Source organism: Aureimonas sp. CAS, from assembly GCF_059838215.1.
The window spans coordinates 2,961,614-2,975,736 of record NZ_CM187563.1 but is presented as its reverse complement, the minus strand read 5'-3'; the positions used below and the strand labels follow the sequence as shown (position 1 = coordinate 2,975,736).

At 69.6% G+C, this 14,123-nt stretch carries 12 protein-coding genes; 6 read left to right on the top strand and 6 right to left on the bottom strand.

Annotated elements, in window-relative coordinates; translation table 11 throughout:
* Positions 1-132: 132 nt before the first annotated feature.
* The 4 genes from AC6R2M_RS14280 to aceA all read right to left on the bottom strand — a co-directional run bounded on the left by AC6R2M_RS14280 (position 133) and on the right by aceA (position 4,661).
* Positions 133-1,422, bottom strand: a complete 1,290-nt coding sequence (locus AC6R2M_RS14280; RefSeq protein ID WP_500483235.1) for an NAD(P)/FAD-dependent oxidoreductase — start codon at positions 1,420-1,422, stop codon at positions 133-135.
* The gene (locus AC6R2M_RS14275; protein WP_500483233.1) at positions 1,415-2,938 is read right to left on the bottom strand and encodes a glutamine synthetase family protein; all 1,524 of its coding nucleotides are present in this window, start codon (positions 2,936-2,938) and stop codon (positions 1,415-1,417) included. Before AC6R2M_RS14275 ends, AC6R2M_RS14280 begins: the two co-directional genes overlap by 8 nt.
* A gap of 122 nt (positions 2,939-3,060) precedes the next feature.
* Positions 3,061-3,318, bottom strand: coding sequence for an SMc00767 family acetate metabolism repressor (locus tag AC6R2M_RS14270; protein WP_500483231.1), 258 nt, complete (start codon positions 3,316-3,318; stop codon positions 3,061-3,063).
* A 35-nt stretch (positions 3,319-3,353) separates the two neighbouring features.
* Positions 3,354-4,661 (bottom strand): isocitrate lyase, encoded by a 1,308-nt coding sequence (gene aceA, locus AC6R2M_RS14265; protein WP_500483229.1) that lies wholly within the window; start codon positions 4,659-4,661, stop codon positions 3,354-3,356.
* Between the two features lie 210 nt (positions 4,662-4,871).
* On the opposite strand from aceA, the gene AC6R2M_RS14260 reads away from it, so the two are divergent.
* The 6 genes from AC6R2M_RS14260 (at position 4,872) to AC6R2M_RS14235 (ending at position 10,886) form a co-directional block, all read left to right on the top strand.
* The gene (locus tag AC6R2M_RS14260; RefSeq protein WP_500487609.1) at positions 4,872-6,284 is read left to right on the top strand and encodes a helix-turn-helix domain-containing protein; all 1,413 of its coding nucleotides are present in this window, start codon (positions 4,872-4,874) and stop codon (positions 6,282-6,284) included.
* Positions 6,285-6,292: 8 nt separating this feature from the next.
* Entirely contained in the window at positions 6,293-6,784 is a 492-nt protein-coding gene (locus AC6R2M_RS14255; RefSeq protein ID WP_500483227.1) for a GNAT family N-acetyltransferase, read from the top strand.
* 101 nt (positions 6,785-6,885) lie between these two features.
* Positions 6,886-7,983: a polyamine ABC transporter substrate-binding protein gene (locus AC6R2M_RS14250; protein ID WP_500487607.1), complete on the top strand. Its 1,098-nt coding sequence runs from the start codon at positions 6,886-6,888 to the stop codon at positions 7,981-7,983.
* A gap of 11 nt (positions 7,984-7,994) precedes the next feature.
* The gene (locus AC6R2M_RS14245) at positions 7,995-9,146 is read left to right on the top strand and encodes an ABC transporter ATP-binding protein (RefSeq protein WP_500483225.1); all 1,152 of its coding nucleotides are present in this window, start codon (positions 7,995-7,997) and stop codon (positions 9,144-9,146) included.
* A gap of 4 nt (positions 9,147-9,150) precedes the next feature.
* On the top strand, positions 9,151-10,071 hold the full coding sequence (locus tag AC6R2M_RS14240; RefSeq protein ID WP_500483224.1) for an ABC transporter permease subunit: 921 nt from the start codon (positions 9,151-9,153) through the stop codon (positions 10,069-10,071).
* On the top strand, positions 10,068-10,886 hold the full coding sequence (locus AC6R2M_RS14235) for an ABC transporter permease (protein WP_500483222.1): 819 nt from the start codon (positions 10,068-10,070) through the stop codon (positions 10,884-10,886). The genes AC6R2M_RS14240 and AC6R2M_RS14235 overlap by 4 nt, the downstream gene beginning before the upstream one ends.
* 7 nt (positions 10,887-10,893) lie before the next feature.
* Here AC6R2M_RS14235 and AC6R2M_RS14230 read toward each other — a convergent pair whose 3' ends face one another.
* Both AC6R2M_RS14230 and AC6R2M_RS14225 read right to left on the bottom strand, forming a co-directional pair.
* The gene (locus AC6R2M_RS14230) at positions 10,894-11,994 is read right to left on the bottom strand and encodes a hypothetical protein (protein WP_500483220.1); all 1,101 of its coding nucleotides are present in this window, start codon (positions 11,992-11,994) and stop codon (positions 10,894-10,896) included.
* A gap of 35 nt (positions 11,995-12,029) precedes the next feature.
* Positions 12,030-13,910, bottom strand: coding sequence for an AsmA family protein (locus AC6R2M_RS14225; RefSeq protein WP_500483218.1), 1,881 nt, complete (start codon positions 13,908-13,910; stop codon positions 12,030-12,032).
* Positions 13,911-14,123: the final 213 nt, after the last annotated feature.

Genomic DNA, 14,123 nt, shown 5'->3' with positions numbered 1-14,123 from the left:
TCCCTCTCGCCCCGACCCACGCCGTCAGGACGCGAGGCTCGACGCCCTCAAAGTCTTCGATTCGTCTACGGGCCGACCGAGGCCCACGGACGGGTATGTCCCGGCGGCATATGAAACTTTTTGTTGAGTCTTTCAAACCCTGTCGCGGAGGGAAAACCAAGTCATTGCAAGGAAGAGCAGCGGAGCGCGAAGCCGCCGGCCGCCGGGAAAGGCCGGCAGCTGCAACTCGCGGAGCAGGGACAGCCGGTCCGGTCCGCCGGCGACGTGCTCGGCGTAGAGCCGCCCGCAGAAATGCGAGAGCATGACGCCGTGGCCCGACCAGCCGCCGAGCGCCGTGATGCCGGGCGCGACCGTGGCGGCATAGGGCATGCGGGTGCGGGTGACCGCCACCGAGCCGCCCCAGGCATGCGACATGCCGATGCCCTTCAGGTGCGGCCAAGTGTCCTCGATCTGGCGGCGGATCTGCGGCTCGATCGCGCGTCCCCCGCCGCCATAGGCCTCGCGCCCGCCGAAGAGCAGGCGGCCGTCCGGGCTCTTGCGCACGTAGCGCACGACGAAGCGGGAATCGTCCATCGCCTCGTTGCCGGCCAGCACGCGGTCCGGCTCGGCCAGCGGCTCGGTCGCTCCGATGAAGGACTGGATCGGCAGCATGTGCGCGGCCGCGCGCTCGTTCAGCGCGCCGCCATGGGCGTTGGTGGCGAGCAGCGCCCGCCCGGCGCGCACGGTCCCGAAGGGGGTTTTGGCCTCGACGCGGCCGCCGGAGGCCTCGAGCGAGGTGACGGGCGTCTCCTCGAAGAGCTGCGCGCCCGCCTCCTTCGCCGCGCGGGCGGTGCCGACGAGAAGCTTCATCGGATGGACGTGGCCGGTGCCGGTGTCGCGGATGCCGAAGAGATAGGCCTTCGAGCCGATCCGCTCCTCCGTCTCCGGCCCGTCCATGAAGGTCAGGTGCGGGTAGCCGTAGCGGGTCGCCATGGACTCGACATGGGCCCGGTAGTCGGCCTCGAAGCGCTTGCGGTGCGCCACCGAAAGCTGGCCGGGCCGGAACTCGGCGTCGATGCCGTTCGTCTCCATGAGGTTCAGGAGATGGGCCTTGGCGTCCTCCGCCAGATCGAAGAGCGCCCGGGTGCGCTCGAAGCCGAAATCGGCCTCCAACTCGTCCACCCAGAGGCGGTGGCCGGTCCCCATCTGGCCGCCGTTGCGCCCCGAGGCCCCGTCGCCGAAGCGGTGCGCCTCCAGAACGGCGACCGAGAGGCCGGCCCTGGCCAGATGCAGCCCGGCGGAAAGCCCGGTGAAGCCGCCGCCGACCACCACGACGTCGACCTCCGTCGAGCCGTCGAGACGCGGGTAGCACGGCCGCGCGCCGACGCTGTCCTCGTACCAGGACAGGCCCGGCGAGATGGGCGAGCGATAGGCCTCAGACATTGAGCAGCAGGAACTCGCGCTCCCACGGGCTGATGACCTGCATGAAGGTCTCGTGCTCGCCGCGCTTGATGCCGGCGAAGGTTGCGACGAACTCGTCGGACAGGGCGCGTCGCAGGTCCGTCTCCGCCTCGAAGGCGGCCACGGCTTCCAGAAGCCCGCGCGGCAGCGAGATGATGCCGTCCTCGTTCACGGTCTTGTCGGTCGGCTGGTCGGGCTTGAGTCCTTGCGTCATGCCGAGCCAGCCGGCGGCGAGCGAGCCGGCGAGCGCCAGATAGGGGTTGGCGTCGGAGGAGGGGAGGCGGTTCTCCACCCGCCGCCCCGCCGGGTCGGAGGTCGGCACCCGGAAGGCCGTCGTCCGGTTGTCGTAGCCCCAGGCGTTGTTGGTGGGCGCCGACATGCCGTGCGTCAGGCGCCGGTAGGAGTTCACGTAGGGCGCCATCATGATGATGGCGGCCGGCACGAAGCGCTGCATGCCGCCGACGAAGTGCAGGAACAGGTCCGAGGGCGATCCGTCCTCGTTGGAGAAGACGTTCCGCCCCGTCGCCGCGTCCACCACGGACTGGTGAATGTGCATGGCCGAGCCCGGCTGGCCCTGGATGGGCTTGGCCATGAAGGTGGCGTAGATGCCGTGCTTGAGCGCCGCCTCGCGGATCGTGCGCTTGAACATGAACACCTGGTCGGCGAGCTCGATCGGGTCGCCGTGGCGCAGATTGATCTCCAGCTGCGCCGCGCCCTCCTCGTGGATCAGCGTGTCGATCTCCAGCCCCTGCTGGTCGGAGAAGTCGTAGATGTCGTCGATGAGCTCGTCGAACTCGTTGACGCCGCCGATGGAATAGGCCTGTCCACCTTGGATCTGCCGGCCCGAGCGGCCGATCGGCGGCGTGAGCGGGTAGTCCGGGTCGATGTTCTTGGAGACGAGATAGAACTCGATCTCGGGCGCCACGACCGGGCGCCAGCCGCGCTCGGTGTAGAGCCGCACGACGCGCTTGAGGACGTTGCGCGGCGTGTAGGGAACCTCCTGGCCGGCGGAATCGACCACGTCGCAGATGAGCTGCGCGGTGGGGTCGCCCTCCCAGGGCACCGAGCACAGGGTCGAGAGATCCGGCATGAGCCGAAGGTCGCCGTCGGTCGGCGCGTAGCGGAAGCCGCCGGTCTCCTCCGGATAGTCGCCGGAGATGGTCTGCATGAAGAGCGCCGAGGGGAGCGCCAGCGAGGTGTTGGCGGTGAACTTCTTGGCCGGCATCATCTTGCCGCGCGCGACGCCGGCGAGATCCGGGGTGATGCACTCCACGTCCTCGATCGCCCGGTGTCGCAGCCAGAGGGCGGCCTCCTCCATCGAGGACACGCCACGCGCGTTCTCGACGACGGAAGGGGAGGGCACGTCCTGGAAGCGCAGCCGCCCCTCCGCCTCGCGCTCCTGGCGCAGGGTGCGCGGCCCCTTCGCAAGGGACGTTTCGCGCTGCAGCGTGGAGGGTGCGTTGGCCTTTTCCTTCGGGATCTTAGGCCGGTCGGCCATCGGGCTGTCCTGAAACGAGAAACGGGGACGGATGGCAAGATAGCCTTCCGTCCCCCGAGGTCAAAGACATTCGCGGTCCCCGGTGGCGTCCCGCTCGAAGGGACGCGCTCCGGGGTTCGGCCTCACCGGCCCGGATGGATCACGACCGGGACGAGAAGGTCGCCCCAGGAGCCGGCGCCGGAGTGGTGGCGGGACGAGCGGACGAGCTCGACGCTGACCCCGGCCTCGACGGCCGTCATCACGGCCTGGTTGAGGCGGTGCAGGTCGTTGGCGAGGATGCGGATGGCGGCCTGCTGCTCCTCCGTCATCGCGGTGATCTGCTCCTCGGACCGCTCCTTGACGCGGGTGCGGGGCCGTTCGATTTCGCGGACTGCGCTCATGATGGTCTCCTTCGTGTCTGGTGTGGGTCCGGGGGTCACTCGGCCGCGACGCCGTAGGCGGGCGCGGGCTTGAACTGGTCGTGCTCGGTGGAGTCGTGCATGGCGGTGGTGGAGGACTGGCCGCCGGTGATCGCCATGGACACGGCGTCGAAATAGCCGGTGCCGACCTCGCGCTGATGCTTGGTGGCGGTGTAGCCGTCCTTCTCGGCGCCGAACTCGGCCTCCTGCAGCTCCGAATAGGCTGCCATCTGCCGGTCCTTGTAGCCGCGCGCCAGCTCGAACATGCCGTAGTTCAGCTGATGGAAGCCGGCGAGCGTGATGAACTGGAACTTGTAGCCCATCGCGCCGAGCTCGCGCTGGAACTTGGCGATGGTCGCCTCGTCCAGATTCTTCCTCCAGTTGAAGGAGGGCGAGCAATTGTAGGCGAGAAGCTGGTTCGGATGCTCGCGGCGCACCCCCTCGGCGAAGCGCCTGGCCTGCTCCAGATCGGGCTTCGACGTCTCGCACCAGATGAGGTCCGCGTGCGGCGCGTAGGCGATGGCGCGGGCGATGCAGGGCTCCAGCCCGTTCTTCACCCGGTAGAAGCCCTCCGGCGTGCGGCCCGCATCGTAGTCGACGAAGGGCCGGTCGCGCTCGTCGATGTCGGAGGTCAGCAGCTTGGCGGCCTCCGCGTCGGTGCGCGCGATGACCAGCGAGGGCACGCCCATGACGTCGGCGGCGAGCCGCGCGGCGGTGAGGTTGCGGATGTGGGCCGCCGTCGGGATCAGGACCTTGCCGCCCAGATGCCCGCACTTCTTCTCCGAGGCGAGCTGGTCCTCGAAATGGACGCCCGCCGCGCCCGCCTCGATGAAGGCCTTCATGATCTCGAAGGCGTTCAGCGGCCCGCCGAAGCCGGCCTCGGCGTCGGCGACGATCGGCGCGAACCAGGTGTCGACCGAAAGCCCTTCGCCTTCGGAATGCTCGATCTGGTCGGCGCGCTGCAGCGTGCGGTTGATGCGCCGGCACAGCTCCGGCGCCGCGTTCGCGGGATAGAGCGACTGATCGGGATACATCGCCGAGGCGGTATTGGCATCGGCCGCGACCTGCCAGCCGGAGAGGTAGATGGCCTTGAGCCCTGCGCGGACCTGCTGCATCGCTTGATTGCCGGTCATGGCGCCCAGCGCGTTGACGAAGTCCTCCGTATGCAGAAGCTCCCAGAGGCGGTTCGCGCCGCGTTCGGCGAGCGTGTAGCGGATCTCGATGGAGCCTCGCAGGCGCTCCACGTCGGCCGGGGAATAGGTCCGGGTGATGCCGTCGAAGCGGCCCTTGGGCGCGGATGGGACGAGCTTGTCAAAATCGGTCACGGTGTCTTCCTTCCTTGCCGTGCTGCGTCGGTCGCCGTCGAGGGCGGCTTGGGAACGATTTTGACAATGCGGCGCAGCAACGCCAGAATTCTTCCATTTCGAAGGGCATGCTTTCGGGTCACGCTGTCGAGTTCGTGACAATCGACGGCTGTCGAACGGTCAAGATTTGTAAAGCCGGGAGCCCTCGCCGGTTTGTAAAGGATACGACAACTGGCCGAGTCCAAGATCTTCGCGGGCCCCCGCATCCGGCGTCTGCGCCAGCGCGAGAAGCTAACGCAGACCGCCATGGCGGCCGCCCTCGGCATCTCGCCCTCCTATCTGAACCTGATCGAGCGCAACCAGCGGCCGCTGACGGTGCAGCTCCTTCTGAAGCTCTCCGAGGTCTACGCGGTCGATCTCGCCGGGCTGAAGGCCTCGGGCGAGGCCCAGGCGACGCTGACCGAGCTGAAGGCCGTCTTCGCCGAGCCGCTGCTGGCGGGCGAACTGCCGGGCGACGGGGAACTCGTCGAGATCGCGGACGCGGCGCCGAACGCGGCGGCCGGCATCCTGAAGCTTCACCGCGCCTATCGCGAGATGGAGGAGCGGCTGTCCGCCCTCCTTGCCGCGAGCGGGCAGGCCCCGGCCGAGACGGGACGCCTGCCGATCGACGAGGTGCGCGAGGCCTTCGAGGAGCGTCCGCATCATTTCGGCCCGGTCGACCATGCGGCCGAGACGATCGCCCGGACCCTGACCTTCGGCGACGATCCGGCGGCCGCGATCCGGCTGTACCTGCGCGAGCGCCACGACATCGCCGTGCGCGTCCTTCCCGCCGACGCGATGCCGCTCTGGCGCCGGCGCTTCGACCGCCACTCGCGCCGCCTGTTCCTGAACGAGCGCCTGCCGCCCGCCGCGAGGCTGGTGGAGATGGCGGGCGAGGCGATGGCGCAGGGCGCGTTCGAGGCGATCGACAGCGAGGCGCGGGCCTTCGGCTTCTCCACCGACGAGGCCCTGCGGCTCGCCCGCGTCGAGCTTCTGGCCTACGGCGCCCGCGCGCTCGCCATGCCCTATGCGCCGTTTCAGGCGCTGGCGCGCCGCCTGTCCTACGATGTGGAGCTTCTGGCGCTGCGCTCGCAGGTCGGCTTCGCGGACGCCGCCTTCCGGCTGGCGAGCCTGCGGCGCGCGGGCGCTCCCGCCCCGCCCTTCTTCGTCATGGAGGTCGATCAGGCCGGCAACCTGGTGCGGCGCGCGGGCGCGCAGGGCTTCCCGGCCAAGCGCTTCGGCGGCGCCTGCGTCAAGCTGCCGGTCTTCGAGGCCTTCGCCGAGCCCGGCCGCGTCATCGCCGAGGCCGCCGAGGGGCCGGACGGCACCGCCTGGCTCCTCGTCGCGCGGACCGAGGAACCCCTGGGCGCCGCCTTCGGTGAGCGGGTGAGGCGCAGCGCCATCCTCGTCGGGCTCGATCTTTCGCAGGCGGGCGAGACAGTCTACCACGCTCGCCTGCCGCAGGGCGGCGGGCGTCTGGCCATCGGCCCGGCCTGTCGCCTTTGCGAGCGCGCCGACTGCGCCGCGCGCGCCGCGCCGCCGCTCACCCGGCCGCTCGCGCCCGACCTTCACACCGGGGCGCTCTCGCCCTTCGATTTCAGATGAGTCCGACCATGCCGCACTGGCGAACGATGCAGGACGCCGACCTCCCCGCCGTCCTCAAGGTTTCGACGGACGTCCATCCGGGCTTTCCGGAAGGCGAGCCAATGTTCCGCAACCGCCTTTCGCTCTTTCCCGCCGGGTGTCTCGTCCTCGACGTCGGGGACGGACGGCTCCTCGGCTACGCGGTCTCGCACCCCTCGAAGCGCTACGCGCCGCCCGCGCTCGACGTCATCCTGCCGGCGCTGCCGAAGGATGCGGACGACTACTACGTCCACGACGTCGCGCTCCTGGAACAGGCGCGCGGCGGCGGTCACGCGCGGGCCGGCATCGAGGCCATCCTCGCCAACGCCGCGCCCTTCGGTTCGGCTTCGCTCGTCTCCGTCTACGGGACCGCGCCCTTCTGGTCGCGCTTCGGCTTCGAGCCGGTGACGGACCGGGACATGGAGGCCAAGCTCCGGCCCTATGGCGAAGGCGCGGTCTACATGCTGCGCGCCCCGGTGTGATGTTTGCGTGTCGAGCCTTCCTTTCCTTTCGCGATGCGAAATATTAGGCCGGTAAGGCCGACCGATGCAGCGCCATGACGAAGGGTGACGCCATGACGAAGATTTTCCGCCGCTCCGCAATGACAGCGTCCGTGGCGTTGGCCGCGGTCTCGATGGCCGTCGCCGCGCAGGCCCAGAACCGGGTCGTCAACGTCTACAACTGGTCGGACTATATCGACGCCTCGATCCTGGAGGACTTCACCGCCGAGACGGGCATCCGCGTCGTCTACGACGTCTACGATTCCAACGAGATCCTGGAGACGCGGCTCTTCGCGGGCTCGTCCGGCTACGACGTCGTCGTGCCGACCGGCACCTTCCTCCTGCGTCAGATCGAGGCCGGCATCTACCAGCCGCTCGACACGTCGCTGCTGCCGAACCTCTCCAACATGTGGGACGTCATCACCGAGCGCGCCGCCGCCTTCGATCCGGGCAACGAGCACTCGGTCAACTACATGTGGGGCACGACGGGCCTCGGCTACAATTCCGACCGCGTGGCCGAACTCCTGCCCGACGCGCCGGTGGATTCCTGGTCCCTGATCTTCGATCCGGCCAACGCGGAAGTCCTGTCGCAGTGCGGCATCGACGTTCTCGACACCGCCGACGAGCTGATTCCCGCGGCCCTGGTCTATCTCGGGCTCGATCCGAACTCCACGGACGCGGGCGAGCTGGAGCAGGCGCAGGAGCTGTGGCTCCAGGTGCGCCCCTATATCCGCCGCTTCCACAATTCCGAGTACATCAACGCGCTCGCCAACGGCGACGTCTGCGTGGCGCTCGGCTATTCGGGCGACATCTTCCAGGCGCGCGACCGCGCCGAGGAAGCGGGCAACGGTGTTTCGATCGAGTACCGGATCCCGAAGGAAGGCGCGACCATGTGGTTCGACCAGATGGCGATCCCGGCCGACGCCCCGAACGTGGCCGAGGCGCACGAGTTCATCAACTACATGATGCGCCCCGAGGTGATCGCGAAAGCGACCAACTACGTCGTCTACGCCAACGGCAACGCGGCTTCGAAGGAGTTCGTGGACGAGGAGATCCTGGAGGATCCCGGCGTCTACCCGGACGACGCGACGATCGACAACCTCTTCACCAAGCTCCCCTACGACGCGCGCACGCAGCGCAGCGTCCAGCGCATCTTCACCACGATCCGCACAGGGCAGTAGGGGCCGCTGCGATGGCGTCGGCGGGAAAGTCGCTCGGCAACATCCGCCGCGCCTTCGAACCCTGGAACGATCGGACGCAGAAGCCGCTGATCGAGATCGACCGCGTGACCAAGCGCTTCGGCGACCAGGTGGCGGTCGACGACCTTTCGCTCGGCATCTACGAGCGCGAGTTCTTCGCGCTCCTGGGGCCGTCCGGCTGCGGAAAATCGACGCTCCTGCGCATGCTGGCGGGCTTCGAACAGCCGACCTCGGGCGACATCCGCCTGTCCGGCCAGAGCCTCAACGGCGTTCCGCCGCACAAGCGCCCGCTGAACATGATGTTCCAGTCCTACGCGCTCTTCCCGCACATGAGCGTGGAGAGGAACATCGCCTTCGGCCTGAAGCAGGACGGCATGGCGCGCGCCGACATCGAGGCGCGCGTGAAGGAGATGCTGCGGCTGACCAAGCTCGAGCGCTTCGCTTCGCGAAAGCCGCAGCAGCTCTCCGGCGGCCAGCAGCAGCGCGTGGCGCTGGCCCGCTCTCTCGCCAAGCGTCCCAAGGTGCTGCTTCTCGACGAGCCGCTCGGCGCGCTCGACAAGAAGCTGCGCGAGGAGACGCAGTTCGAGCTGATGGATCTGCAGCAGGATCTCGGCCTCACCTTCGTCGTCGTCACCCACGACCAGGAGGAGGCGATGACGATGTCGGACCGGATCGCGGTGATGCGGGACGGGCGGATCGAGCAGGTCGCCACCCCCGCCATCCTCTACGAGGCGCCCGGCAGCCGCTACGTGGCCGATTTCGTCGGCAACGTCACCATCCTCGAGGGCACGGTCGCGGAAGCGGCGCCCGGCCGCGTGCGGCTGGAGGCCGACGGCCATTCGCTCTGGATCGAGGCCGAGCGCCCGCCCGCCGTCGGCGAGGCGCGCGCTCTCGCGGTGAGGCCGGAGAAGATGCGGCTCGTCAAGAGCGGTGCCGTGCGCGACGGCGAGAACGTGCTCGCCGGAAAGGTCTGGGACATCGCCTATCTCGGCGACGTCACGCTCTTCAACGTGCAGCTCCCCTCCGGCGCGATCGTGCGCGCCACGGTGATGAACGCGACGCGCGCGGCCGAGGAGCAGATCACCTGGGACGACGAGGTGAAGCTCGCCTTCCGGCCGGACGCGGCCGTTCTTCTGGAGCGCTGAAGCGATGGAGAGCGCGACCCCGGCAGGCGGCGACAAGGCGAGGCCGGCGGGCGGGCTGTTCCGCGCGGCCGTCATCGCGATCCCCTTTCTCTGGCTGATCGCGCTCTTCCTCGTTCCCTTCCTGACCGTGTTCCGCATCTCCCTGTCGGAGACGGCGCTCGCCCAGCCGCCCTATCTGCCTGTCTTCACGCTGGAGAGCTGGGAGGCGTTCACGGCCGCGCTCTCGGAGCTCTCCTTCGAGACCTACCGATGGCTGGCGGGCGATCCGCTCTACCGCAACGCTTATCTGTCGAGCCTTCGCATCGCCGCGATCTCGACGGTCTTCGCGCTGCTGATCGGCTATCCGCTGGCCTATGCGATGGCCAAGGCGCCGCAGGGCTGGAAGCCGATCCTCCTGATGCTCGTCATCCTGCCCTTCTGGACGAGCTTTCTGATCCGCGTCTACGCCTGGATCGGCATCCTGCGCGGGGAGGGCTATCTGAACCAGTTCCTGGCGCTCTTCGGCCTGCCCGCGACCTCGTTCCTCAACACCGACACGGGGATCGTGATCGGCATCGTCTACTCGTACCTGCCCTTCATGATCCTGCCGATCTACGCCAGCCTCGACCGCATGGACCACCGGCTGATCGAGGCGGCGAGCGATCTCGGCTGTCCGCCAACCAAGGCCTTCTGGAAGATCACCCTGCCGATCTCGATGCCGGGCGTGATCGCCGGTTCATTCCTCGTCTTCATCCCCGCCGTCGGCGAGTTCGTGATCCCCGACCTTCTCGGCGGCTCGCAGACGCTGATGATCGGCAAGGTCCTGTGGGAGGAGTTCTTCGCCAACCGCGACTGGCCGGTGGCCTCGGCGGTGGCGATCATCCTCCTGATCCTGCTCGTCGTGCCGATGGTGATCTTCCAGCGCTACCAGGACGCACGGCGATGAACCGTCTCTCGCCCTTCAACATCGTCTCGCTGGTCTTCGGCTTCGCCTTTCTCTACGTGCCGATCCTGCTTCTGGTCGTCTACTCCTTCAACGCCTCGAGGCTCGTCACGGTCTGGGGCGGCTTCTCCACGCAGTGGTACGCGGCTCTGTGGAACAACCAGCAGATGATCGACGCGGCCTTCGTGACGCTGCGCGTCGGGCTCCTGTCGGCGACGATCGCGACGGTGCTCGGCACCTGCGCGGCGCTGGCGCTGGTGCGCTACGCGAACTTTCGCGGCAACATCCTGTTCTCGGCCATGGTCTTCGCGCCGCTGGTCATGCCGGAGGTCATCACCGGCCTGTCGCTGCTCCTGCTCTTCGTCTCGATCGGGCTCGACCGGGGCTTCTGGACGATCACGCTCGCCCACACGACCTTCGCCATGTGCTTCGTGGCCGTCGTCGTCCAGTCGCGCCTCGTCTCCTTCGACCGGAGCCTGGAGGAGGCGGCGCAGGATCTCGGCTGCCCGCCCTTGAAGGCCTTCCTCGTGGTGACGCTGCCGGTGATCTGGCCGGCGGTGGCGGCGGGCTGGATGCTCGCCTTCACGCTCTCGCTCGACGATCTGGTGATCGCGAGCTTCACCTCCGGCCCCGGCGCGACGACGCTGCCGATGCGCATCTACAGCCAGGTCCGGCTCGGCGTGACGCCGGAGATCAACGCGATCTCGACCATCCTCATCGCCGTCGTCGCGGTCGGCGTGATCAGCGCGACGCTGGTGACCAAGAGCCGCGAGGTCCGCCGCCTGCGGGACGAGAGGCTGGCGGCCGAGACCGCCTGATCGTCCCTCAGTTCGCGCAGGCGCAGCTCTCGGCATGCGCCGTCTCGATCGCGGCCATCGTTCCGTACATGGCCGAGGTGAGCGGGTCTCCGGAGCCGCCGTCCGCGACGCGCAGATAGTCCAGCATCTCCAGATCGAAGAGGGCCTGTTCGATCGCGGGCCGCACGATCGGGTCCGCGATGCGCCCCTCCGGCCGGTCCAGATGGGCCGAGATCGCCGCGAGCCGCGCCAGGACCGGCCGGCCCGCCGGCTCGGCGCCCGTCATGGGAGCGGCCTCGGCGAGGAAGCCGCCGCGCACCGCCGTGCCGAACAGGGCGGTCAGCGCGCGCATCGTGTCCGCCTCGCCGTCCAGCGCGCGCTGGGCCTGCGGCAGGAGCGGCGGAAGATCGGGATCGGTCCGGCTGGCCGAGATCTGCGAACGCACCCCGCGATCGGCGAAGCGCGTCGGGGCGGGTTCGTCCTTCGCCTCCCGGAAGCTGGCGTCGAGCGCCAGCCGCAGGCCCTCGGCCGGGCCGGTCGGGCGATCCGCCGGCGCGAAGCGGGGCAGCGGCGGAGTGCGCATGGCGCGGAAGGCCGCGTCGAGGCTGGCGGAGGCGAGCGTGCGCTGGGCGGCGAAGTCCTCGCGCAGGCGCTCGGGCGAGGGCGCCCCTTGCGCCGCATAGTCCTTCAGCCGAACCAGATAGGGCTGAAGCCCGGCGCACAGGAACGGGCTCGGCTTCTGGCGCAGATAGTCGGTCAGATCCTCGCGGATGCGCTCGGCGATCCACCGGGTGTTGGCGTCGCGCGCGAAGCTCGTACGGCCCTGGGCCCGGGCGAGCCGCGTGGCCGCCTCGACGGCCCGTCGCGATTCGGGGTCGAGGTCCGGCCGGCGGGGCGCGGCGAAGATGGGGCGTCCGGGAAGGGCGGCATCCACCGAGCCGATGGCCGTTCCCGCCTCGCGATAGGCGACGAGCTCGCGCGACGCGATCTCGGAGAGGCGCGCATGATAGTCCGCAGCGCAGCTTTGGGCCCGCGCGCCGGGCGCCTGCTGCGCGAAAGCGGGAGCGGCGGTGCAGAGGAGGAGGGCGGCGAGGCCCGCGAGCGGGAGGATGTTCGAGCGCTGGTTCACGGCGCGGCTCCTTCCGGGAGCCGCGTGGCGGCGCCCTAGATCGGCTGGCTATCGGGCCGGGTCGCCACCGCGAGGGTCGGCGTCGGCCATTCTCCCTGCATCCTGAACGGAACCGGTTGCGATGTGGTGAAGAGATCGTTTCCGCTCTCCGATCCTTCGGCGGGCCTGAAGAGCCCCTCGACGAAGACGCGGTCGTCGAGGAAGGACAGGAAGCCGCCGGCCTCGAAGCTGCCGGCCTGCGAACTCATCCGAAAGGCGTCGAGTGTGGCGTAGGGGCCTCGTGTGCCGAAGCTCGCCTCCAGGGACCGGAACGGCACCGCCGGCCCGGTCGGCGAGATGGTCAGCGGCCGCTCGCCCGGCGCATCGAACAGGTCGGCGGCCAGGCCCGAAAGGCTCCCCTGCGAAAGCCGCAGCCGTGCGGTGGACGAATTGTCGCGCAGCACCTCGGCCCAGTTCGTCGCCGGCACCTCGAATTGCGCGTTCAGATCGGCCCGGCCGGTGAGGCCGATCGCGTCCAGCCCGACGACACCTGCGAGCTCGCTCGCCTGGACGCCCGTCAGATCGACGCGCCCGCCCGCCATCGGGCGCGGGCCGGCCAGATCGAGGAAGAAGCGCCCCTGCGCGCGGCCGCCGAACAGCTCCGAATCGCCGATGTCGAGCGTGGCGCGCGCCCCCGACACCATCACGGAGGCGGCCAGACGCCGCAGAGGCATGGTTCCCAGGCCCGCATCGTCCGCCGAGACCCGGAGATCGAGGTCGAAATCCTCGATGAAGGACACCGTCATCGGGCGCTGATAGTCGAGCGCCTGCCGGGGCAGGGGGGCGATGCCCGCCGCGAACCGGTCGAGATCGAGCTCGGGGAAGGCGAGCGTGCCGGAAAAGCGCGGCCGACCGTCCTCGCCGAAGGCAGCCTCGATCGCGCCATGGCCGGTCTCCTCCCCGAGCGAGACGCGGACCGGGTCGAGCGCGGTCTTGGCGCCCGGCCGGTGCACGACGCGCGTCTCCAGCGACATCTGCCCGAAATCGGGAACGCCCGACCGGGCGCCGCCCATCCAGCGGCTGGCGCGGGCGAGCGAGGGCGTGGAAACGCGCAGCGACCCATCGAAGGACAGGCCGTCCCCGGCCGCGCCCTCGCCGTCGAACCCGATGTCGAGCGCCGGCGAATTGAGCTGGAAGCGCAAAGGGCTCACGCTTCCGGCGAGGAACTGTTCGGGCTTGCCGAGGCGGGTCTCGATCTGCGCCGGCTGGCCGTTCCAGACGAAGGAGCCGGACATTTCCGCCGGTGCCTGCCGCGACGGCCAGCTCATCGTCAGATTGACGCTGGTGAGGTCGGCCGCCGCGCCCCGACCGCGCACCGCGCCCTCGCGCAGCACCAGATTGCGGACCCCGTCGAAGCGGTCGAGGATCGACCGTCCGTAGAGGATCGCCTCGTCATAGGCCCGGCCCTCGTCCGCCGAGGGACTGTCGTCCGGGGCGGACGAGCCCGCCGGGCGAGCCGGCGCCGCCGCGCCGTGATCGGGGGAGGACAGCTCCGGGCGAACCAGGATCAGCTTGGCGATGTCGGCCTGCCCGAACAGGGCGTCGGACAGGTCGAGCTCCGCGTGCAGCTGATCGATCGACAGCGTCTGGCCGGGCTCCGCGCCGCCGACGCGCACGTCGAACAGCGAAAGGCGCGGGCGCGGAAGGAACCGGAACTCGGTGCGGCCGTCGACGAGAACGGGCTGGCCGGTCAGCTCGCTGATCCGCGCCTCGATCTGCGCGCGCGCCGTATGGGCGCCGAGCGTCAGCGTGGAGGCGCCCGCGAGCCAGAGCCCGCCCGCAACCGCCAAAGCGACCACCGCCGTCGCGATCCGCCGCCGTCCGCGCGGCCGGCGCGGTGAGCGGGTCTCGGCGGGAGCGTCCTCGGCGCGTTTCAAAGGTGCTGATCCTCGTCCATCCGGCGATCGGAGTCGATGCTGCTGGGCGTCCCGCCGTGACGGCCGCGGATGCGAAGGTCCGGGAGCGCGCGGGGTATGGCGGCGCGCCATGGCGCCTTCAAGGCGCGAGCCTGCGCGACCCTCGATCCTTCTTACAGCATCGCCGACGCAAATCGCAAAGCGCGGCAGGGAGACGTGGGGCCGAGGCGTCCG

Excerpts from the sequence above, each read along its gene's own strand:
- AC6R2M_RS14255 (WP_500483227.1), top strand. The coding sequence starts at position 6,293 with ATGCCGCACTGGCGAACGATGCAGGACGCCGACCTCCCCGCCGTCCTC.
- AC6R2M_RS14280 (WP_500483235.1), bottom strand. The coding sequence starts at position 1,422 with ATGTCTGAGGCCTATCGCTCGCCCATCTCGCCGGGCCTGTCCTGGTAC.
- AC6R2M_RS14235 (WP_500483222.1), top strand. The coding sequence starts at position 10,068 with ATGAACCGTCTCTCGCCCTTCAACATCGTCTCGCTGGTCTTCGGCTTC.
- AC6R2M_RS14270 (WP_500483231.1), bottom strand. The coding sequence starts at position 3,318 with ATGAGCGCAGTCCGCGAAATCGAACGGCCCCGCACCCGCGTCAAGGAG.
- AC6R2M_RS14245 (WP_500483225.1), top strand. The coding sequence starts at position 7,995 with ATGGCGTCGGCGGGAAAGTCGCTCGGCAACATCCGCCGCGCCTTCGAA.
- AC6R2M_RS14240 (WP_500483224.1), top strand. The coding sequence starts at position 9,151 with ATGGAGAGCGCGACCCCGGCAGGCGGCGACAAGGCGAGGCCGGCGGGC.
- AC6R2M_RS14275 (WP_500483233.1), bottom strand. The coding sequence starts at position 2,938 with ATGGCCGACCGGCCTAAGATCCCGAAGGAAAAGGCCAACGCACCCTCC.